The organism is Pseudoalteromonas shioyasakiensis (assembly GCA_013391845.1).
Classification (GTDB): domain Bacteria; phylum Pseudomonadota; class Gammaproteobacteria; order Enterobacterales; family Alteromonadaceae; genus Pseudoalteromonas; species Pseudoalteromonas apostichopi.
Map to the genome: position 1 here is coordinate 930,107 of CP058414.1, position 19,889 is coordinate 949,995.

General features: G+C 41.1%; 21 protein-coding genes. 7 read left to right on the top strand and 14 right to left on the bottom strand.

What is annotated here, in order from left to right:
- The first annotated feature begins 6 nt into the window (after positions 1–6).
- Together HYD28_04265 and HYD28_04270 are read left to right on the top strand one after the other, a co-directional pair.
- Positions 7–993 (top strand): DUF2333 family protein, encoded by a 987-nt coding sequence (locus tag HYD28_04265; protein QLE08237.1) that lies wholly within the window; start codon positions 7–9, stop codon positions 991–993.
- Positions 994–997: 4 nt separating this feature from the next.
- The gene (locus HYD28_04270; protein ID QLE10482.1) at positions 998–1,765 is read left to right on the top strand and encodes a TIGR04219 family outer membrane beta-barrel protein; all 768 of its coding nucleotides are present in this window, start codon (positions 998–1,000) and stop codon (positions 1,763–1,765) included.
- Positions 1,766–1,798: 33 nt separating this feature from the next.
- Here HYD28_04270 and HYD28_04275 read toward each other — a convergent pair whose 3' ends face one another.
- Both HYD28_04275 and HYD28_04280 read right to left on the bottom strand, forming a co-directional pair.
- Complete coding sequence (locus tag HYD28_04275) at positions 1,799–2,686, bottom strand: TIGR03899 family protein (protein ID QLE08238.1); 888 nt, start codon at positions 2,684–2,686, stop codon at positions 1,799–1,801.
- Positions 2,655–3,161, bottom strand: coding sequence for an SRPBCC family protein (locus HYD28_04280; protein QLE08239.1), 507 nt, complete (start codon positions 3,159–3,161; stop codon positions 2,655–2,657). Before HYD28_04280 ends, HYD28_04275 begins: the two co-directional genes overlap by 32 nt.
- Positions 3,162–3,420: 259 nt before the next feature.
- On the opposite strand from HYD28_04280, the gene HYD28_04285 reads away from it, so the two are divergent.
- Together HYD28_04285 and HYD28_04290 are read left to right on the top strand one after the other, a co-directional pair.
- On the top strand, positions 3,421–5,616 hold the full coding sequence (locus tag HYD28_04285) for an EAL domain-containing protein (protein QLE08240.1): 2,196 nt from the start codon (positions 3,421–3,423) through the stop codon (positions 5,614–5,616).
- A 284-nt stretch (positions 5,617–5,900) separates the two neighbouring features.
- A complete protein-coding gene (locus HYD28_04290; protein QLE08241.1) occupies positions 5,901–8,081 on the top strand; it encodes a YgiQ family radical SAM protein in 2,181 nt (726 codons plus the stop codon).
- Positions 8,082–8,115: 34 nt separating this feature from the next.
- Here the strand turns inward: HYD28_04290 and mgtE are convergent, their stop codons facing one another.
- From mgtE to HYD28_04350, 12 genes are all read right to left on the bottom strand, one after another.
- Positions 8,116–9,474 carry a magnesium transporter gene (gene mgtE / locus HYD28_04295; GenBank protein ID QLE08242.1) on the bottom strand — a complete coding sequence of 453 codons (1,359 nt, stop codon included), beginning with the start codon at positions 9,472–9,474 and terminating at the stop codon, positions 8,116–8,118.
- A 211-nt stretch (positions 9,475–9,685) separates the two neighbouring features.
- Positions 9,686–9,958 carry an HPr family phosphocarrier protein gene (locus tag HYD28_04300; protein ID QLE08243.1) on the bottom strand — a complete coding sequence of 91 codons (273 nt, stop codon included), beginning with the start codon at positions 9,956–9,958 and terminating at the stop codon, positions 9,686–9,688.
- A 15-nt stretch (positions 9,959–9,973) separates the two neighbouring features.
- Complete coding sequence (gene rapZ / locus HYD28_04305) at positions 9,974–10,819, bottom strand: RNase adapter RapZ (protein ID QLE08244.1); 846 nt, start codon at positions 10,817–10,819, stop codon at positions 9,974–9,976.
- Positions 10,820–11,272 (bottom strand): PTS IIA-like nitrogen regulatory protein PtsN, encoded by a 453-nt coding sequence (gene ptsN, locus HYD28_04310; protein ID QLE08245.1) that lies wholly within the window; start codon positions 11,270–11,272, stop codon positions 10,820–10,822.
- Between the two features lie 3 nt (positions 11,273–11,275).
- Positions 11,276–11,563 carry a ribosome hibernation promoting factor gene (gene hpf / locus HYD28_04315; GenBank protein QLE08246.1) on the bottom strand — a complete coding sequence of 96 codons (288 nt, stop codon included), beginning with the start codon at positions 11,561–11,563 and terminating at the stop codon, positions 11,276–11,278.
- 27 nt (positions 11,564–11,590) lie between these two features.
- Positions 11,591–13,087 carry an RNA polymerase factor sigma-54 gene (locus tag HYD28_04320; GenBank protein QLE08247.1) on the bottom strand — a complete coding sequence of 499 codons (1,497 nt, stop codon included), beginning with the start codon at positions 13,085–13,087 and terminating at the stop codon, positions 11,591–11,593.
- Between the two features lie 117 nt (positions 13,088–13,204).
- Positions 13,205–13,930 (bottom strand): LPS export ABC transporter ATP-binding protein, encoded by a 726-nt coding sequence (gene lptB / locus HYD28_04325; protein QLE08248.1) that lies wholly within the window; start codon positions 13,928–13,930, stop codon positions 13,205–13,207.
- Positions 13,927–14,448: a lipopolysaccharide transport periplasmic protein LptA gene (gene lptA / locus HYD28_04330; protein QLE08249.1), complete on the bottom strand. Its 522-nt coding sequence runs from the start codon at positions 14,446–14,448 to the stop codon at positions 13,927–13,929. Before lptA ends, lptB begins: the two co-directional genes overlap by 4 nt.
- Positions 14,438–14,992 (bottom strand): LPS export ABC transporter periplasmic protein LptC, encoded by a 555-nt coding sequence (lptC, locus tag HYD28_04335; protein QLE08250.1) that lies wholly within the window; start codon positions 14,990–14,992, stop codon positions 14,438–14,440. Before lptC ends, lptA begins: the two co-directional genes overlap by 11 nt.
- Positions 14,989–15,540: a 3-deoxy-manno-octulosonate-8-phosphatase KdsC gene (gene kdsC, locus HYD28_04340; protein QLE08251.1), complete on the bottom strand. Its 552-nt coding sequence runs from the start codon at positions 15,538–15,540 to the stop codon at positions 14,989–14,991. The genes lptC and kdsC overlap by 4 nt, the downstream gene beginning before the upstream one ends.
- A 3-nt stretch (positions 15,541–15,543) precedes the next feature.
- A complete protein-coding gene (locus HYD28_04345; GenBank protein QLE08252.1) occupies positions 15,544–16,515 on the bottom strand; it encodes a KpsF/GutQ family sugar-phosphate isomerase in 972 nt (323 codons plus the stop codon).
- A gap of 3 nt (positions 16,516–16,518) precedes the next feature.
- Positions 16,519–17,487, bottom strand: coding sequence for a calcium/sodium antiporter (locus tag HYD28_04350; GenBank protein QLE08253.1), 969 nt, complete (start codon positions 17,485–17,487; stop codon positions 16,519–16,521).
- A gap of 248 nt (positions 17,488–17,735) precedes the next feature.
- Here HYD28_04350 and HYD28_04355 point away from each other — a divergent pair, with 248 nt between their 5' ends.
- From HYD28_04355 to mlaD, 3 genes are read left to right on the top strand one after another with little or no spacing between them, the layout of a single operon-like run.
- Positions 17,736–18,554 carry an ATP-binding cassette domain-containing protein gene (locus tag HYD28_04355; GenBank protein QLE10483.1) on the top strand — a complete coding sequence of 273 codons (819 nt, stop codon included), beginning with the start codon at positions 17,736–17,738 and terminating at the stop codon, positions 18,552–18,554.
- The gene (mlaE, locus tag HYD28_04360; protein ID QLE08254.1) at positions 18,547–19,326 is read left to right on the top strand and encodes a lipid asymmetry maintenance ABC transporter permease subunit MlaE; all 780 of its coding nucleotides are present in this window, start codon (positions 18,547–18,549) and stop codon (positions 19,324–19,326) included. The genes HYD28_04355 and mlaE overlap by 8 nt, the downstream gene beginning before the upstream one ends.
- Positions 19,327–19,339: 13 nt before the next feature.
- Positions 19,340–19,888 carry an outer membrane lipid asymmetry maintenance protein MlaD gene (mlaD, locus tag HYD28_04365; GenBank protein QLE08255.1) on the top strand — a complete coding sequence of 183 codons (549 nt, stop codon included), beginning with the start codon at positions 19,340–19,342 and terminating at the stop codon, positions 19,886–19,888.
- Position 19,889 lies beyond the last annotated feature (1 nt).

Genomic DNA, 19,889 nt, shown 5'->3' on the forward strand with positions numbered 1-19,889 from the left:
GGTATTATGTCTGAGCATAAAGGAAAAATAGCCAGTGCATTACTTATTGTATTAATTATTTTTTACGCGATTGCTGTTTACTGGAGTAGTGAGCCGGATCGCATGGATGTTGTTAGCAAGGCAAAACAAGAAGCGCAACTGCGTGGCGAAAAGTTTGTCACTGGCTACACAACAACGTCAACACTGATTGATGTTGCAAGTACATTGTTAAATAAGCCTGGTGGTTATTTATCAAATGATATGATGCCACCTAGTGTGATGATGGATAATATGCCTGCCTGGGAATACGGCGCACTTGAGATGACCCGTGATTTAGTGTTGTCTATGCGTAAAGACTTCAGCCGTTCACAATCGCAATCTACTGAGCATGAAGCTCTAAAAAAAGCCCAGCCACAGTTTAACATTAGCTCTGTTGCATGGGCATGGCCGAGTGCTGAAACAGAGTATCAAAAGGGCATTGATTTATTGGTAGTGTACCGTACTCAAATAGCGGATCAGAACGATCGTGATAGCCAGTTTTATGCCCGTGCTGATAATTTACGCAGCTGGTTAAAAGAAGCTGAAAAGCGACTTGGCAGCTTAAGTCAGCGATTAAGCGCGAGTGTTGGTCAAGACCGTTTGAATACAGATTTAGCTGGCGACACTGCAGCTCATCAAGCAACTTATACACCTTTGCAAAACCAAGTGAAAACATCTTGGTGGCAAATTGATGATGTGTTTTATGAATCTCGTGGTGCAACGTGGGCATTACTGCACTTTTTACAAGCGGTTGAATATGATTTTGCTGATGTATTAGAAAAGAAAAATGCTCGTGTTAGTCTGCAACAAATTATTCGTGAATTAGAGGCCACACAAGAAACAGTGTGGAGCCCAATGATTTTAAATGGCAGTGGCTTTGGTTTTGTAGCTAACCACTCATTGGTCATGGCGAATTATATTTCTCGAGCCAATGCGGCTCTAATTGAACTTAGCGAACTTTTAGCGCAAGGATAAAATGATGAAAAAGTACTGTTTAGCAGCAGCCCTTTCAATGGCTTGTTTAGCCCCAACAGCGCAAGCTGATACATTATTAGGTTTATACTTAGGTGTTGATGGCTGGCAATCAGATAACAGCGGTAGCTTTGCTCAAGACGGAAACTTACAAAGCTTTAAATTTGATGATGAAACGTTTACGAGCTACTACGCAGCGCTTGAGCACCCAGTGCCGTTAGTACCAAACATTAAACTAAAATACACTGAGCTTGAGTTAAATGGTGATACCACCCTAGATGAAACCTTTAGCTTTGGTGGTTCAGATTACGTTGTAGGTACGCAAGTAGGCACTGTCAGCGATTTATCACACATCGACTATATTCTCTATTACGAAATCTTTGATAATGATTTAGTTTCTATTGATTTAGGTGTGAATGCGAAACAATTCGACGGTGAAATTACGGTAACGGGTACATCGCAAGATGGTGGCCAAAACACGACTGAGCGAGTTGATTTCTCTGGTTTCGTACCTTTAGTTTATGGCCGTGCTGAAGTTGGCTTACCATTAACGGGTTTAAGCGTATTCTTTGAAGGTAGTTTACTTGCTATTGACGATAGCAAAATTCAAGACTATCAGGCGGGCATTGCATACGCTTTACTTGATAACTTAGCAATTGATATGGATATTAAAGCCGGCTACCGCTCAATGACATTAGAGCTTGATGATATTGATGATATCTACACAGACTTAGATGCATCAGGCCCATTTGCGGGTATTCAAATCCACTTCTAATCGAGCCATTCGATTTATACTAAGCTGGCTGCTTTATTTTAAAGCTTGCCAGCTTACTTCAAATTCATCTTCTAATGCTGTTGATAATATTTGCTTATAAGCTTTGTTTATTGGCGATGCAATTAACTTTCGTAACTCATCACCCGTTTGAGTAAACTTATAATAACTGAGTACCAAGTCATTACTTTTCGCTATTAGAACTAAGCGTTGATTCATAAAGCTCAGTACTAGTTCTTGGCCAGCTTTTAAAACGGCTGATTCGATTTCTTTTCGGTATAGTAAGTTAATATCCATTAAGGTAAGAATATCAGGAAAGCTAACGGGAGTTTTTCCTAAGTTAAATGACACTTTGTTACCCTTTCTGAGCAAATCAAACAGCGATGGTTTTTTATAAAAGCCGAGTAAAATTAAGTGGCTGTTGTCTTTTTCATTAAAGCCACACAGTGATGTACAGCGTTGAAGGGCATCAGCTTCTCGCTGAGTCATGTGTTTAAGTGTTTGCAGGCTTTTAATTGAAAAGGTACCCGGTGAGACTGTTTCACCTGCTAGTATTTTCGCCCACAGTTTCTGCATTGATGAGTTCGCTGTGTCTTCACATAAACTAATAAAACGCTCTATCCAATCAAAATCGGGCTGTTGTTGACCAGTAACATCCGGGCAAAAAGCCATGGCCATCGACATAATGGTTTCGATATTTTCTTGGCGCTTTATAAATTGAATTTCTTGGCGAGTTTGGGCGCGCTCTAAAAGGCTGGCTTGAGCTCTTATTTGATAGGCTAGCTGTTGCTGACCTTGTGCTGAGTAGCTGTCATTATCAGCATGGTTAATCCTAGCCGATGGGGCTTTATGAATTGGATAGCCGAGCTGATTTTCTATGATATTAGCAAGATTAACTCTCGCTTGAGCTGCTTTCACTGTCATCGGTAGCAATCGCCTTGTCTTTTGTTGCTAACTGCGCATGGGTTTTGATGTTATTGAGCGCCAGCTTTACTGTGTTATTGAGAATATACTGGCTTAATAAAGCAAGGTAGCCACCAATAATTGGGGTATTAACCTCACCATTTAGTGAACACTCAATATTAACGTTATCGCCTTCAGGTAAATAGCGGATAGTGCCTTGGGTAATGTGTTCTTTATTAAATAATATATTAAATGAAAGCTGAGTATTGTCGAGTTGGGTGATGGTCATTTCACCTTCGCCAAAGCGACTTTGCCAAAATTGATGTGCACCAACGCCCTGACTTGGCTCAGCAATGATAAATTTAATGCTCGGGTCCACTGCCTGCCATGGTTGCCACTTTGGCCATTGACTAAAGTCGCCAACAAGACTCGCAATCTCGGCGCTGCTTGCGTTCACTTTAATTGACTTGTGAACTGTATATTGCGGTGAAAGCATCAGTCCAATGACAAGTGAGATCAGAATGCCGATAAAAATCGCTTTTAGGGTAAAAATGAGTATTTTAATAGTCTCACCTCAGGCAATTGTTTTATAACTTTCATAACATTATACGTAACATAGACTATAATCTGTTTGATACTATATAAGCTATCACTAATGTATCATAGTTAAATAAGTGATAGAATTTTGAGCGTCGCTGTAAAATGGAGTGGAACCATGGTTACAGTATTATGGGCATCACTCTAAGGAATTATTAATGGCATCAGAGAGTAACGACTTTTTGTTTAGTGACCAAGATGACGAACAGTTAGTGGATGAAACTGTCTCTGATTTTTGGGACGTATTAATTGTCGATGATGATCCAGAAATACATTCAGTGACTAAGCTTGCTCTTTCAGGGGTTGAGTTCTGGGACAAAGGCTTGCGGTTCCACCATGCCTATTCAGGTGCAGAAGCACTCGAATTACTTAAAAATGACCATTCGATTTCGGTGATTTTACTTGATGTAGTCATGGAGTCAGATGATGCTGGCTTAAAAGTTGTAAAGCAAGTTAGAGAATGCCTCAAAAATCACAACGTGCGAATTATTTTACGAACCGGACAACCAGGTTATGCACCTGAAGAAAAGGTTATCCGCGAATACGATATAAACGACTATAAAACCAAAACAGAACTAACACGCAGTAAGCTTATTACTGCACTTGTTACTGCTATTCGCTCATATGAGCAAGTTTGTCAGCTAGAATTTCAAAGCCGCGCTTTAAATAATATTTTGTATGCATCAAAAGCCATTCTTGGTTTTACCGATATCAAAGCTTTTTCGATGGCGGTTATCAAACAGCTTTCAATTATTTTGGATTGTGAACCGCAAGGCTTACTGTGTGGTTCAATCGAAGATGATAATCAGGTTTATGTTTTAGGCGGTTGCGCTCAATACAATGATTTTATAGGTCAAGGTGTTGAGCAACTTGATGATGGTCGTATCATCATGCAAGTGAATAATTGCTTGGCGCAAGGTGAACATCAACATACGGATATTGACAGTACATACTTACTCAAAAGTAAAAATCGCCAAGCAGCTATTTACTTAGAAACCGAGCACACGCCAAGTCCTTCGCAATTACAATTTGCCGAGATATTCCTGACTAATGTCAGTGTTGGTCTTGATAATGTTAGATTGTTCAACCGTTTACGCGATGCTGCATATAAAGATATTTTAACTGGCTTATCGAATCGTAATGATTTCATGAATAAAGTTGAGCGTTACTATCAACCGGGTAAAAGTGATTTTGTATTTTTATTAATTGATGTTGCGCAATTCTCTGATATTAATAACGGCTTAGGTCAAGAGATCGGTAACTTATTACTGAACGCAATTGTCGATAGGTTACAACAAGAGTACCCTAATGCTGAGTTGCTCTCACGTATTGGTGCAGATGTGTTCGGTCTATTGTTACCAGTTAATGAGTGTGATGTTGAGCTACTTCGCGAGCATTTAAGTTTGCCTTTTAATACGGGCGAACACATTTTGCCAATCAATTTTAACATCGGTTTATGTTATCAAGGTGACTTTCAAAAAGCGGGAATTGAGACATTAAAACTGGGATACATTGCTCTTAACCAAGCTAAAAAACAATCTTCTGAAATGGTGGTGACTTATACCCCAGATATGGAAGAGAAAATGGCGTGGCGTTTAGGTATCATCAGACAACTTCGCCAAGATTTCGAACAACGTAAATTAGAGGTTTGGTTTCAGCCGCAACTTGATTTAAATACCCTTGAGATTATTGGCTGCGAAGCGCTGCTTCGTTGGCCTTCGGGTAATGGTCAGTATATTTCACCGGCGATTTTCGTTCCTATGGCTGAAGATGCAGGCTTAATTGTTGATATAGGCCAGTGGGTGCTAGAGCAAGCATGTTTGCAGCAAAAGCGCTTAGAAGCATTAGGCTTTTCAATAAGTATTGCTGTGAATGTGTCGGTGCCACAATTTAAAGTTAAAGGCTATGCACAGCAAGTTAAAGACACTTTAACAAAATACAATGTAGAGCCGCAGTTTATCGAACTTGAAGTAACCGAAAGTGTGGTTATGGATGAACTAGCTAATGTGATCACGACATTAAAAGAGCTTAAAGAGTTTGGCATTGAGATTGCGATTGATGACTTTGGTACAGGGTTCTCGTCGTTGAGTTATTTGCAAAAATTGCCGCTTGATAGACTTAAAATTGATCGTGCTTTTATTAAAGATTTACCAGGTCAAGATTGTCAGGCGATTGCAGCGTTAATTATTTCTCTTGGTGCAAGGTTAGGCTTAAAAACTATTGCAGAAGGGGTCGAAACACAAGCGCAAGCAGATTATTTAGCCCAGCTTGGCTGTGATGAAGTGCAAGGCTTCATGTACGCTAAGCCTATGCCAGAAAAAGAGTTAATTACCTACCTGCAAGCTAAGCAATAGCTAGTTACAGTAAGTGCATATGAATTAAACAGCGCCCTTCCACGTGAAGGGCGTTTTGTTTTCTATAATAATGCATAAGAGTGGGGTATAATACCAACCCGCGATAATACTTAGTCATTTTGAGAGATTAAACCTGTCGCTACCTGCGTTAAAAATTTCTGATTTAGAACAACTAAATAACGAAATTTTTGCCTTGTTATCAACGAGGTTTTATTGCCTCAAAATAGACCACTTAATTAAGCGAATTGGTATAATTCGCCCCTTTTGTTAGCAGAGTACACTTTATGAGCGCATTAAAAGCCGAGCGAGGCCTGTTTTCTTACCCTAAGTATTGGGCTGAATGCTATGGCACGGCGCCATTCTTACCGACCACTCGTGCAGAAATGGACGCGTTAGGCTGGGATAGCTGTGACGTGATCATTGTCAGTGGTGATGCATATGTTGATCACCCAAGTTTCGGTATGGCTGTGATTGGCCGCATGCTTGAATCGCAGGGTTTTCGCGTTGGTATTATTGCGCAGCCTGACTGGAACTCGAAAGATGCCTTTATGGCGTTAGGCAAGCCTAACTTATTCTTTGGTGTTACGGCGGGTAATATGGACTCGATGATCAACCGTTATACCGCTGAAAAGCGTATGCGTCATGATGATGCATACACGCCAGGTAACATAGGTGGTAAACGCCCTGACCGTGCGGTGGTTGTATATAGCCAACGTTGTCGCGAAGCTTATAAAGATGTGCCGCTGATCATCGGTGGTATTGAGGCGAGTTTACGTCGTATTGCTCATTATGATTACTGGCAAGAAAAAGTACGCCGAAGTGTTCTGTTTGATGCCAAAGCCGACATTTTAATTTACGGTAATGCTGAGCGTCCACTTGTTGAAGTGGCTCACCGTATTGCCGCAGGTGAGTCGGTCGAGACAATTCAAGATATACGTGGTACCGCGGTAATTCGTAAGGAACCATTGCCGGGTTGGCGTGGTAGTGACTCTACAGCTATCGATAAAATCGGTAAGATTGATCCAATTCCAAACCCGTATGGCGCAGATGATGTAGGTTGTAGTAAATCCGAGTTTAAAAAAGCGGGTATTGATCTAAGTGCTGAAGCAGCCAAACCAATAACTGTTCAGCCTGCACGTCCTAAACCATGGGAAAAGACCTACGTTAAACTGCCAGCGTTTGAGCAAGTGAGTGTGAATAAGCCGCTTTATGCCCATGCGTCGCGTATTTTGCACCAAGAAACAAATCCAGGCTGTGCACGTGCGTTATTTCAACGTCATGGCGACCGTTCTATTTGGGTAAATCCGCCAGCATTTCCACTAGAAACAGAAGAAATGGATGGTGTATTTGGTTTGCCATACCAACGTATTCCGCACCCAAGTTATGGTGATGACAAAATCCCTGCGTATGAAATGATTAAAACCTCAGTGAACATTATGCGTGGCTGCTTTGGTGGTTGTTCTTTCTGTTCGATCACAGAGCACGAAGGGCGTATTATTCAAAGCCGTTCAGAGCAATCAATTATTGATGAAATTGAACAAATTCGTGACAAGGTACCGGGCTTTACAGGGGTTATTTCTGACTTAGGTGGACCGACTGCGAATATGTATAAGTTGCGCTGTAAGAGTAAAAAAGCAGAGAGTACTTGCCGTCGTTTATCATGCGTTTATCCTGATATTTGTAAGCATATGGACACGGATCACACGCCAACCATTGAGCTTTATAAAAAAGCCCGAGATGTGAAGGGTGTGAAGAAAATCTTAATTGCTTCAGGCGTACGCTATGACTTAGCAGTTGAAGATCCACGCTATGTAAAAGAGCTGGTTACCCATCACGTAGGCGGGTATTTAAAAATTGCCCCTGAGCATACCGAAGATGGCCCATTATCTAAGATGATGAAGCCGGGTATGGGTGCTTATGATAAGTTTAAAGAGCTATTTGATAAATACTCAAAAGAAGCAGGTAAAAAGCAGTATCTGATCCCGTACTTTATTTCTGCTCACCCAGGAACTAAAGATGAAGACATGGTTAATATGGCGCTTTGGTTAAAGAGTAATGACTTTAAGCTTGATCAAGTACAAAACTTTTATCCGTCGCCAATGGCCAACGCAACGACGATTTATCATACTGAGATGAACTCGTTACGCAATATTAAAAATAACACTGAGCAAGTGCCTGTACCAAAAGGCGCCCGCCAGCGTCGTTTACACAAAGCGATTTTACGTTACCATGATCCTGCTGGTTGGCCGATGATCCGTGAAGCGCTAAGAAAAATGGGCAAAGCGAATCTAATCGGTAAGGGGCCAAACTGTTTGGTACCGGAAGAAGGTCGCAACGAGAAAGCAGCTAAAGGGAAGGGCGGTAAAGGCCGCGCGGCACTGACTCGTCATACCGGTTTTAGCCAGTTTAAAAAGGGCAATACTAAACCAAGAGTTGGTAAAAATAAGCAGCGTGCAAGTAAATAGAAATAAATACGGCCCTTAAAGGGCCGTTTTCAGATTAGATTAATAACCACGTTGCAGTACCTAAGAAGGCAAAGATACCGACAATATCGGTAACGGTTGTTAGTACCACACTGCCAGCGAGGGCAGGGTCAATTTTCATTTTCTTGAGAATTAATGGAATGCTTGCACCCGCAATACCTGCAGCAACCAGGTTCATAAACATTGCAAAGGCTAATACTGCACCGAGCTTAAAGTCCCATTGCCATAGGGCAACAACACCGGCAATTAATATCGACCAAATAACGCCATTCAGTGCGCCAATCGCTAATTCCTTGAGTAATAAGAAGCGTTGGTTAGTTTGATTAATATGGCCAACGGCTATACCACGAATAACCAGTGTTAAAGTTTGACTGCCTGCAACGCCACCCATTGAAGGTACGATACCATTGAGTACTGCCAAAATAGGCAAAATTGCTAAGGTATTTTCAAAAAAGCTTGCCACAATTGCCGCTAGCAATGCGGTTAATAAGTTAACTCCAAGCCAAATAGAGCGACGTTGCGAACTTTTTAGCACTGGCGCAAAGGTATCTTCTTCGTCATCAAGACCAGCGAGGCTTAGCATGCTATGTTCAGCATCTTCGCGGATTACGTCAACGATATCATCGATGGTAATACGACCTAGCAAGTGTGCGTTGTCATCAACAACCGGGGCTGAAATCCAGTTATGACGTTCGAAAAGTTGTGCTACATCACTTTCATCCATTGAAATAAGTATAGACTCACAATCTTCATCCATTAAATCGCGAACAATTTTATCAGATGGGCTTGTCAGCAGTGTAGTTAACGAAAGTGCTCCTAGGAAGCAGTTATGCTTATCAACAACGTATAAGTCATCAGTACCTTCTGGTAGCTCACCTCGTAGGCGTAAATAGCGTAGCACTACATCTAAAGTAACATCTGGGCGAATTGTTACTGTATCGCTGTTCATCAAGGCACCGGCAGAGCGCTCTTGATAAGAAAGTGCCTGAGTAGCCCTTTCTCTATCTTGCGAGTCCATTGCACTAACTACGTCTTGATATACGGTATCAGGAAGGCTACGTAAAACCTCACCTAAGTCATCGTCGTCCATGTCCTCGGTGGCGGCAGCAATGTGCTCAGGTTCCATCTGCGCAATAATACCAAGACGTACATCTTCAGACAGTTCTTCTAGAACATCACCACGCACATCTGGATCAACCAGCTGCCAAAGCATACGACGAATTTTATGGGGAGAAGACTCAAGTAAAAGGGCTGTATCACAAGGCGCCGTTTTGGCTAACATACCGCGCACTTGAACAAATTGACCACTATTGAGTGACTTGGTCACTTGTTTGAGTTGTTGTAGTGGGTAATCTTGTTCAAAGGCTTCTGGCATTGGCGTCCTTACAACTGAAAAAAGTTTATATAGGCTGAGCAAATACAGCATAGTTGCTTTGTGGTGTATTTGCAGAGATATCGTCGCACTGTGATAAATTTATTAAGAGTTTTGCAACTTAGAAAAGCGAGCGATATAAAAGTAGGATATTTAAAGGGAATTTCAAATATCCTAATTAAGTTTACCGTAAATCTTGAAGGCTTAGCAAATGCTATTCTTGCTCGTGAAAGCGCTGTGCGATTAATTCACCGATTGCAGTTAATGCTGCATCAGCATCAGGGCCTTCACAAACGACTCTAACTTCTTTACCTTGACTGCTTTCAAGTAGCATTAACGCCAATACGCTGTCACCTTCAGCTTCTTTATCGTCTTGATAAAGCGTAATTTTAGCATCAAATTGTAGTGCTAATTGGGCTAAAACAGTGGCTGCGCGAGCATGTAAGCCGAGTTTGTTTTGAATTAAAAAGGTATCTTCAGCGCGCATTATAATAGTGCCTAATTAAATGTCTTGTTCACGGTGGCGAATTTTTACATTGTCATGGCTTTTAGCAAAACTCTCACCAATTGTTTGCGCTAAGTAAACAGAGCGATGTTGGCCACCAGTACAACCAATGGCAATGGTAAGGTAACTTCGGTTGTTACGCTCTAAATGTGGTAGCCATGTTTGCACAAATGTTTGAATTTGCCATGTGAACTTTTGCACTATGCTGTGGCTAGCTAAATAATCTTTTACTGGTTGATCTAGACCCGTTAGCGGCTTCAAATCAGGTTCCCAGTGTGGGTTAGGTAAAAAACGTGCATCAAATACGTAATCAGCTTCTTTTGGAATACCGTGTTTAAAGCCGAAAGACATAAAAGTGATAATCAGTTTTTTATCCTTTTTACCCAAAATCTTTTCGCGAATTGATTCTGCTAACTGATGAACACTGAGATCTGTGGTATCAATCATAAAATCAGCACGAGTGATCAACACATCGAGTAAGACTTTTTCTTGTTTAATAGCCAGATCAAGTGGCAAAGAATCAATGGATAATGGGTGTAAACGACGAGTCTCTGAAAAGCGTTTTATCAGGGTTTGGTCATCACTGTCTAAGTAAAAAAGTGTTGGATTTGCGAAACCAGGAAGGTACTCAAGAATATCATTAAATTCTTGCTGCTCTTTTGGAAGGTTACGCACATCAATACTGACCGCTATTTTATCGTAGTTATCTGATACGCTACGCACGAGCGAAGGCAGTAAATTGACTGGAATATTATCAACGCAATAATAACCTAAGTCTTCAAGTACTCGTAAAGCGACCGATTTACCTGAGCCTGAGCGACCGCTGATAATGATTAATTCCATTTATGCCTCTGCTGATATAACCTGAAACAGTTGCTGATCGGTAGTAGCACTACGCAGCTGTTTACAAAACTCTTTATCTTTAAGTCTATCAGCAATTGTTGATAAGGTCTTTAGATGAAGCTGAGAGTCACCATCTGGTACGATGAGTGCTACGAAAATGTCAACAGGGCGATTATCAATTGCATCAAAATTGATTGGGGATTCACTCACTATGACAAACGCCTGAGGTTCATCGGCGCCACTCATTCGGCCATGTGGAATAGCAATACCTCGGCCAATACCAGTGCTACCTAGCTTCTCTCGGTTGAGTAAAGCATTTAGGATATCTTGTTGAGATAAATGAGGAAGCTGCTGGTGAGCCAGTTCGCTGATATATTCAAGAATTCTTTTTTTGCTATTAAAAAGGACCGCAGCTTTGCTGCAGTCCTGATTAGTAAGTGAACTTAGTTTCATAATTTAATGTCGAGCTAATTTCTCTTTGTGTTTAATGACTTGGCGATCAAGCTTATCGATCAACGAGTCAATGGCTGCGTACATATCTTGATGTTCTGTAGAAGCGAACAATTCGCCTCCGTTTACATGTAAAGTTGCTTCTGCTTTTTGGCTTAATTTTTCTACATCTAGAATGACATGAACATTATTAATATGGTCAAAATGCCTTTCTAGTTTCGCAAACTTGTTGTTTACATAGTCTCTTAATGAATCAGTGATTTCTACATGACGACCAGTTAAATTTAGTTGCATAAGCATTTTTCCTTCTATGTAAAACGTCTAAATCAAACTCTTACGCTGATTAGACGGAGGTATTGCTAGAGACTCACGATATTTTGCAATTGTACGTCTAGCTACTTTAATTCCTTGCTCAGCCAATATATCTGCAATTTTGCTATCACTCAATGGTTTAGCCGAGTTTTCTGCAGCGACTAACTTCTTGATTAAAGCGCGTATTGCTGTTGAAGAACACTCACCACCATTTTCAGTGCTGACATGGCTTGAGAAGAAATATTTCAACTCAAAAATACCCCTAGGGGTATGCATATATTTTTGCGTTGTTACTCGTGAAATCGTCGATTCATGCATTTCGACCATTTCAGCAACATCATTTAGCACCATCGGCTTCATTGCTTCTGGGCCATGCTCAAAGAAAGCTTGTTGTTGTTGAACGATACAGTTGGTCACTTTTAATAGTGTATCGTTACGGCTTTCTAAGCTCTTAATAAACCACTTTGCTTCTTGTAAGTGAGAGCGAATAAATTGGCTGTCGCTACTTGATTTAACAGAGCGAGACATAGCCGCATATTGGCTGTTCACTCTAATCTTTGGCATACTATCTGGGTTTAACTCAACCACCCAGCGACCTTTTACTTTTTTCACTGATACATCAGGTATGACGTACTCAGACTCTTCGCGTACTATGCTATCCGCAGGCTTAGGGTTTAAGCTGTGAATTAGCGTCATTACTTCTTTAAGCTCATTTTCTTTAAGCTTAGTCTTTTTCATCAAAGTTCGATAGTCGCGACTCGCTAATAATTCGATATGCTCAGATAAAACCATTTTAGTTTCAGCTAAATATGGCGTGTTTGCATCGAATTGGCGAAGTTGAATACACAGGCATTCCTGTAAACTACGCGCCCCAATACCGACAGGATCAAACAATTGAATTCTCTTTAGGACCGCTTCGACTTCATCAAGTTCGATTTCTTCTTCATCACTATTTTGATTAAAGCTCTCGACGATATCTTCACAGCTTACCGTTAAAATACCAGAGTCATCGATAGCCTCAACAATTGCCACAGCAATCGCTTCATCAGTCGGACTAAAGGGAGTTAGCTGTAATTGCCACATAAGGTATTCGTGAAGGGTTTCGGTCGATGCACCTTGATAAATAGATTCATCTTCTGGCATTGGCCCTGATGATGTTGATGGAGCGGCACTCATGTACTCATCCCATGTAACATCCATGGCTAAATCGTCACTTACAGTGTCTTTATTTAGAGCATCACTGCTTTCTTGTTCATATTCGCTAGGTGCTTCGTCTGCAGAAGCGCTGACTTGCACATCGTCAGATTCAGCTTTTTGCTCATTTTTGCCGATGCTTTCTTCGTTGTAATCCGCTTCTTCCACTTCAAGTAAAGGGTTACTATCTAGCGCCTCTTGAATTTCTTGTTGGAGATCCAATGTACTGAGCTGCAACAAACGAATAGCTTGTTGCAGTTGTGGAGTCATTGTAAGTTGCTGGCCCATGCGCAGCTGTAATGATTGCCTCATGTATCCCTAACAATCCTTTTTTTAAGTTATCGATAACTGTGCAAAGACAGTTAAGTTATTATCGATTTATTGTCATTGTTATAAGTCTAGCAGATGCTCTAGTCGGTGGCGTAATGGTTACAGCCTAAATTGCTCGCCTAGATAAACATCGCGTACAGTTTGGTCAGCTAATACGTGCTCAGGTGTGCCTGATGCAATTAGCTCCCCATGAGAAACAATGTAGGCTTTTTCACAAACATCAAGGGTTTCTCGAACATTATGGTCAGTAATTAGTACACCAATACCACGATTTTTTAGGTGCTCAATAATTTTCTTTATATCTAACACTGAAATTGGATCAACACCAGCAAAAGGCTCATCTAAAAGGATAAATTTAGGATTAGCGGCTAATGCGCGAGCAATTTCAACGCGGCGACGTTCACCACCAGATAGCGCCATACCTTGACTATCACGGATGTGTTGGATGCTAAATTCATCTAATAAGCTATTTAGAGTTTCTTCCCGCGTGGTTTTATTTAAATCTTTACGAGTCTCTAAAATAGCCATCAAGTTTTGGTAAACTGTTAACTTTCGAAAAATCGAAGATTCTTGCGGTAGATAACCAATACCCAACCTCGCACGGCTGTGCATTGGCAAAAGGGTAATATCGTTATCATCGATGCTAATTTTACCTTTGTCGCTCGGAACTAGGCCTACAATCATGTAAAAAGTCGTGGTTTTACCAGCACCATTTGGGCCAAGCAAGCCAACAATACTGCCAGCTTCAACTTCCAGACCGACATTTTTAACCACTTGGCGGCCTTTGTAGCTCTTAGCTAAAAGCTCTGCTTTTAATGTGCTCATGGTTGGCCTTTATTGTCTTTTTTATTTTCAACAGGTACTAAAATAGTGTGTACACGATCTGATGAGTTTTCGTCTTTTTCAGCACTGATAAGCTGCTGAGCCATATCATAGGTAATGCTTTTCGCTGTTACTTTTTGACCAGCTTGGGTAACTTCAGCTTCACCGTTTAAGGTTAAGAAGCGTTTCGCAACATCATAACGAACTTCTTCAGCACTGGCGCTCATTACGGAACCATCCGTTTGTTTTTCTTCGAAGTAAGCTGGTTTGCCTGTTGCAATAATTAGCTCTACTGTACCTTCGGTATCACCGCCGTGTGCTTCAAGACGTTCTGCTGTAATACGACGATTACCATGCACGATCTCTACGTTACCTTCAAATATGCCAACGCCATCTTTTAGTTTACCAACTTGGCGATCTGAGCTAATGCTAATTTGTGCGCCAGTTTGCTCGGCAGCGGTGCCGGAAAACGCAATCAATAAGCTTGGGATCAGGAGTAATTTCTTCAGTTTATTGGTCATAGTATATGGTTCGTGTATGGTTAGTTAACTCAACAATTTCGGTTTTTAAATCGGCTTTTAAGCCTTTACCGGTAATCTTTAAATTCGGTCCTGTTAGTGTTACAGGTTGCTTTGAAAACATGGTCATTTTATTAATGTCGACATTAATGTTTTCTGCTTTTATATCTTCGATCATACCGTTATGGGTTAAGTTTTTAGCAACTACATCCCCTTCAAAAATCAGCTGATCATTTTCGTATAAAGTGGCTTCTTTGGCTTTTACTTGCCAAACCTGCTGGTCGCCATAAATAGTAAATACAGGTTGCTCAAAAAAGGTAAACCCTAATTGTTGATACAACTCCATTTTAGCCGCAGCTACTTTATGACTGATTTTTCCTTGCTCGTCATAAGCAGTTTGCTTTAACGCCACCGCAGTGTAATCAGGCGTTGCAATGATCTCGTCTTCACTAGTTATTGTGTCTGCTGATTGATTAAAGTACGGATACCACAACCACACCATGCAACAAACAAAAACAACACTCAGTAAAATACGGGCTATATTCATGCGCTGGTTCCATCGCTAGTTAACGGCTTACCGTTTTCTAACATCAGTAAATCAGTTAATTCACGCACGGCTCCAAAGCCACCTGGTAATAATGTGGTGTAATGAGCCAGCTTTTTAATTAGTGGGTGTGCGTCGTTAACAGCAACAGCAAACCCTACTTTTTCCATTACTGGTAAGTCTGGACCATCATCACCAATATAGGCAATTTGCTCATCAGTTAGCCCCAGTTTATCCTTTAACTCTTGATAAGCAATTAGCTTATCTTCTTGTCCCTGATAAATGTGCTGAACTGTTAGGCTAGTCATTCGCTGCTGAACTATTTGTGAATGGCGGCCAGTAATGACTGCCACTTCAAAACCACTATTTATGAGCGCTTTAATACCAAAGCCATCTTTTGTATTGAATGCTTTAAGTTCTTCGCCATCATTGCCTAAATAAATTCGGCCATCAGAAAAAACACCATCAATATCGCAGATTAGCAATTTTACTTTTTGTGCGCGCTGACTCACATCAGGGCTAAGAGGCTGGTAAAGCTCGGCGAATGTCATTGCTTAAAGAACTCCTGCTTTTAATAGGTCTTGCATATTAAGGGCACCAATAGGCGTATTACTATGATCTACCACAATTAAACCATTGATACGTTTACGTTCCATAATGTTCAATGCCTCAGCTGCAAGCATGTCAGGGCGCGCAGTAGTACATGAACGAGTCATCACTTGACTAATAGCAGTACTATGGATATCAATGCGCTGCTCTAAAATACGGCGTAAATCACCATCGGTGAATAATCCGGCTAACTTTTTGTCTGCACCTATTACCGCAGTCATACCAAGGCCCTTGGCTGACATTTCAATTAACGCATCTTTAATGCTTTGCGTTTCGTTAACGATTGGGGTGGCATCGCCTGCGTGCATAACATCATCTAATGTTAGTAATAAACGTTTACCTAGACTGCCACCAGGATGCGAAAGTGCAAAATCGTCAGCTGTAAAACCACGCGTTTCAAGTAACGCAACGGCTATTGCATCGCCCATAACTAATGTTGCTGTTGTACTAGCAGTTGGTGCTAGGCCTAACGGGCATGCTTCTTTACTTACTTTAATGCAAACATGGACATCAGATAGCTTTGCCATGGTTGAATCTGGATTGCCTGTTAGTGAAATCATCTTTGCGCCAATGCGCTTAATAACAGGAATTATGCTTAGTACTTCGCTGGTCTCACCAGAGTTAGAAATACACATCACTACATCATCATGAGTGATCATGCCTAAATCACCGTGGCTTGCTTCACCAGGGTGAACAAAAAATGCGGGTGTACCAGTACTTGCAAGGGTCGCCGCAATTTTATTACCAACGTGGCCTGACTTGCCCATACCGATAACAATGATACGGCCTGTACACTGGAACATTAATTGACAAGCCTTATCGAAATCTTGATTTATATATTGCTCAATTTCTTGTAAGGCTTGTGCTTCAATTTCGAGTACGCGCTTACCTTGCGCGATAAAGCTTTGTTGTGTCATTGATTATCCTATTTGGCTAAAAATATAGCCCTGATATGCAATAAATGCGACTAACAAGAAGCCACCTTCTACTCTATTGATACGACGAGCACCTTTAAAGTTCAATGACATGGCCATCAATACAACGGTTGCTGCAATCATAATAAGTGCATCGCGGTTTGCCGCAGAAGGGTCAATAATTGAAGGGTTGATAATGCCCGCAAGTGGTAATACAGCGAGTAAATTGAAGATATTTGAGCCAACGATATTACCCAGTGCTAAATCGTCTTCGTTTTTTAGAACCCCAGCAATACAGGCTGCTAGCTCAGGTAAGCTGGTACCAATGGCAATGATGGTTAAGCCAATAACGAGATCAGATAAACCAAAATATTTTGCAATATCAACCGCCGACCCAACTAAAAAATGCGAGCTAATAGGTAATAAAATCATGCCGATGACTAACCAAAATACGGCTGATTTTGTGCTCACGTCGTTCGGGACATCTTCACATGCTTCACTGACAAAAGGATCATCTTGGTTTTTCGCGCGCAGTGAGACGATCACTAAGCCACCAATGAATACAGCAAAGGCAACCATCAATGCAATGCCCTCAGTGAATGAAAAATAGTTATCTGAAAACACATACCAAGCTGCTACAGAGATTAACAGTACGAGTGGCATTTCGCGTTTAAGCGTCAAAGATGATACTGAAAGAGGACGCAATAAAGCAGTAACACCAAGTACAAGTAAGATATTGGTGATGTTAGAACCAACCGCATTACCTACTGCAGTATCTGTTTTATCAGCTAGAGCTGCTGATGCTGATACCATCATTTCAGGCGCAGATGAGCCCATAGCTACTACGGTTAAACCAATGATTAGGGTGGGGATCCCCATGTTTTTTGCGAGTGCAGCCGCCCCATAAACAAACCGATCGGCACTCCAAACGAGTGCAGCAAAACCAATAATTAAAATGACAAAAGAAGTCACCATTGTGATACGCCAACATTACTTATACAGATGACTGCAAATAGTAACAAAAGCGAAACTGAAAGTATAAGTAAAAGAATGAGCTGGCAAGCATAAAGCGTGCTGGGCGAGGAATCTAAATTTCAGGTGTGATTAAGTTCTTTGCAGCTAGCTTTAGAATTTATTGATAGGAAATATTACAAAATTTTACGATTTGTTTTTTCCATATTGACTAAAAAACCCTTAAAATGGCAAAACTAGTGAAAAAAGTTATGGAGAGCGACTTGTCGCAATCAATAGTAGAAATCAAGGATGTAACCTTTTCACGGGGCGATAGAATCATATATAAAAATATGAGTTTTAACATTCCGAAAGGCAAGATAACCGCTATCATGGGACCGAGCGGCATTGGTAAGACCACCATGTTACGCTTAATTGGCGGTCAGCTTAAGCCTGATTCTGGTGACATTTTATTTGAAGGCAACAGTATTCCTGGCATGACTCGCAAGGAACTTTATGCTGCCCGTACCAAAATGAGTATGCTGTTCCAAAGCGGTGCCTTATTTACCGATATGTCAGTGTTTGACAATATCGCCTTTCCTTTGCGCGAACATACTCAACTTAGCGAAGATTTAATTCGTCTTGTCGTTTTAATGAAATTACAAGCCGTCGGTTTACGTGGTGCACAAGATTTAATGCCGTCTGAGCTTTCTGGTGGTATGGCTCGCCGTGCAGCCCTTGCGCGTTCTATTGCTCTGGACCCTGAACTGATTATGTACGATGAACCTTTTGCTGGCCAAGACCCTATCTCAATGGGGGTGTTAGTAAAGCTAATTAAATCACTTAATGAGGTGCTAGGTTTATCATCACTTATAGTAACTCATGATGTGACTGAGGTTTTGAGCATTGCTGATCACGTTATCATCATCGCTGATCAGGGGGTGATAGGGGAAGGTTCACCTGAACAAATGCAAAATCATCAATCTGAGCTAGTGCAGCAGTTTTTAAACGGCTTGTCTGATGGGCCTGTGCCGTTCCATTATCCAGCTCCTGCTTATGATAAAGAGTTATTGGGAGTGCACAATGCTTGATCTATTTCAGAAGTTAGGTCACAAGACGCTAGGCCGGTTTGCTGCTCTTGGTCGTTCAACACAAATGTTGTTTGGCGCATTAGTGAATATGCCTAACTTCAAAAAAGGCACGCCTTTACTTGTTCGCCAATTATATATGGTGGGCTCGCAATCTCTTTTAATCATCATGGTATCAGGCCTATTCATCGGGATGGTGCTCGCTCTGCAGGGTTATACCGTTCTAGTAGGTTATGGTGCAGAAGATAGCTTAGGGCCTTTAGTGGCATTAAGTTTGTTACGCGAATTAGGTCCCGTAGTAACAGCGTTACTGTTTGCAGGGCGGGCGGGTAGTGCGCTTACTGCTGAAATAGGTTTAATGAAAGCCACTGAGCAATTATCAAGTCTAGAAATGATGGCAATCGACCCACTTAAGCGTATTATTGCGCCGCGTTTTTGGGCTGGTTTTATTAGTATGCCATTGCTTGCGCTGATTTTTTCGGCAGTTGCTATTATTGGTGCTCACTTAGTTGGTGTTGATTGGCTAGGTGTTGACTCGGGTAGCTTCTGGTCAATTATGCAAGCACAAGTGTCGTTCCAACAAGATATTGTTAACGGCATAATTAAAAGTTTTGTATTCGCCATGATTGTGACTTGGATCGCTCTTTACAAAGGCTATGACTGTGTTCCGACTTCTGAAGGTATCAGTAAAGCGACAACAGAGACCGTAGTGCACTCGTCACTGGCAGTATTAGGTTTTGACTTTATTTTAACCGCGGTAATGTTTACCAGCTAATTAGGGTATAAAGATGAATTCACGGAAATTAGAAATTTTAGTTGGCTTTTTTGTAGCCCTTGGTATCGCTGCATTTGCATTACTAGCATTGAAAGTTGCCAATGCTGGTATTAGTGGTAGCGGTGAAACTTACCAACTAAATGCAAAGTTTGAAAATATTGGCTCTTTAAAGGCCAGAGCACCTATTAAAGTAGGTGGTGTTGTTGTTGGTCGAGTTGAGTCTATTTTCATTCACCCGAAAGAGTTTGTGCCAGTCGTTAACATGGCGATTGATGCAAATTATTTATGTAAATTTTCAGACACAACATCTATCTCAATTTTAACATCAGGTATTTTAGGTGAGCAGTACTTAGGCATTAATCCTGTTATTGCAGCTGAGTCTGCTGAGCAACGCTGTATGGGTGAGGATGTAACTGCAAGTGAGCATGATTCAGATTTAGATGATTTATTTGGTGTTGAAAGCAAAGCGCTTTCAGATGGTGATTACATTACTGATACAAAATCAGCGCTTGTTTTAGAAGAGTTAATTGGTCAGTTCTTATTCAACCAAGGTGGTGAGTAAT

Excerpts from the sequence above, each read along its gene's own strand:
- HYD28_04265 (QLE08237.1), top strand. The coding sequence starts at position 7 with ATGTCTGAGCATAAAGGAAAAATAGCCAGTGCATTACTTATTGTATTA.
- HYD28_04270 (QLE10482.1), top strand. The coding sequence starts at position 998 with ATGAAAAAGTACTGTTTAGCAGCAGCCCTTTCAATGGCTTGTTTAGCC.
- HYD28_04275 (QLE08238.1), bottom strand. The coding sequence starts at position 2,686 with ATGACAGTGAAAGCAGCTCAAGCGAGAGTTAATCTTGCTAATATCATA.
- HYD28_04280 (QLE08239.1), bottom strand. The coding sequence starts at position 3,161 with ATGCTTTCACCGCAATATACAGTTCACAAGTCAATTAAAGTGAACGCA.
- HYD28_04285 (QLE08240.1), top strand. The coding sequence starts at position 3,421 with ATGGCATCAGAGAGTAACGACTTTTTGTTTAGTGACCAAGATGACGAA.
- HYD28_04290 (QLE08241.1), top strand. The coding sequence starts at position 5,901 with ATGAGCGCATTAAAAGCCGAGCGAGGCCTGTTTTCTTACCCTAAGTAT.
- mgtE (QLE08242.1), bottom strand. The coding sequence starts at position 9,474 with ATGCCAGAAGCCTTTGAACAAGATTACCCACTACAACAACTCAAACAA.
- HYD28_04300 (QLE08243.1), bottom strand. The coding sequence starts at position 9,958 with ATGCGCGCTGAAGATACCTTTTTAATTCAAAACAAACTCGGCTTACAT.
- rapZ (QLE08244.1), bottom strand. The coding sequence starts at position 10,819 with ATGGAATTAATCATTATCAGCGGTCGCTCAGGCTCAGGTAAATCGGTC.
- ptsN (QLE08245.1), bottom strand. The coding sequence starts at position 11,272 with ATGAAACTAAGTTCACTTACTAATCAGGACTGCAGCAAAGCTGCGGTC.
- hpf (QLE08246.1), bottom strand. The coding sequence starts at position 11,563 with ATGCAACTAAATTTAACTGGTCGTCATGTAGAAATCACTGATTCATTA.
- HYD28_04320 (QLE08247.1), bottom strand. The coding sequence starts at position 13,087 with ATGAGGCAATCATTACAGCTGCGCATGGGCCAGCAACTTACAATGACT.
- lptB (QLE08248.1), bottom strand. The coding sequence starts at position 13,930 with ATGAGCACATTAAAAGCAGAGCTTTTAGCTAAGAGCTACAAAGGCCGC.
- lptA (QLE08249.1), bottom strand. The coding sequence starts at position 14,448 with ATGACCAATAAACTGAAGAAATTACTCCTGATCCCAAGCTTATTGATT.
- lptC (QLE08250.1), bottom strand. The coding sequence starts at position 14,992 with ATGAATATAGCCCGTATTTTACTGAGTGTTGTTTTTGTTTGTTGCATG.
- kdsC (QLE08251.1), bottom strand. The coding sequence starts at position 15,540 with ATGACATTCGCCGAGCTTTACCAGCCTCTTAGCCCTGATGTGAGTCAG.
- HYD28_04345 (QLE08252.1), bottom strand. The coding sequence starts at position 16,515 with ATGACACAACAAAGCTTTATCGCGCAAGGTAAGCGCGTACTCGAAATT.
- HYD28_04350 (QLE08253.1), bottom strand. The coding sequence starts at position 17,487 with ATGGTGACTTCTTTTGTCATTTTAATTATTGGTTTTGCTGCACTCGTT.
- HYD28_04355 (QLE10483.1), top strand. The coding sequence starts at position 17,736 with ATGGAGAGCGACTTGTCGCAATCAATAGTAGAAATCAAGGATGTAACC.
- mlaE (QLE08254.1), top strand. The coding sequence starts at position 18,547 with ATGCTTGATCTATTTCAGAAGTTAGGTCACAAGACGCTAGGCCGGTTT.
- mlaD (QLE08255.1), top strand. The coding sequence starts at position 19,340 with ATGAATTCACGGAAATTAGAAATTTTAGTTGGCTTTTTTGTAGCCCTT.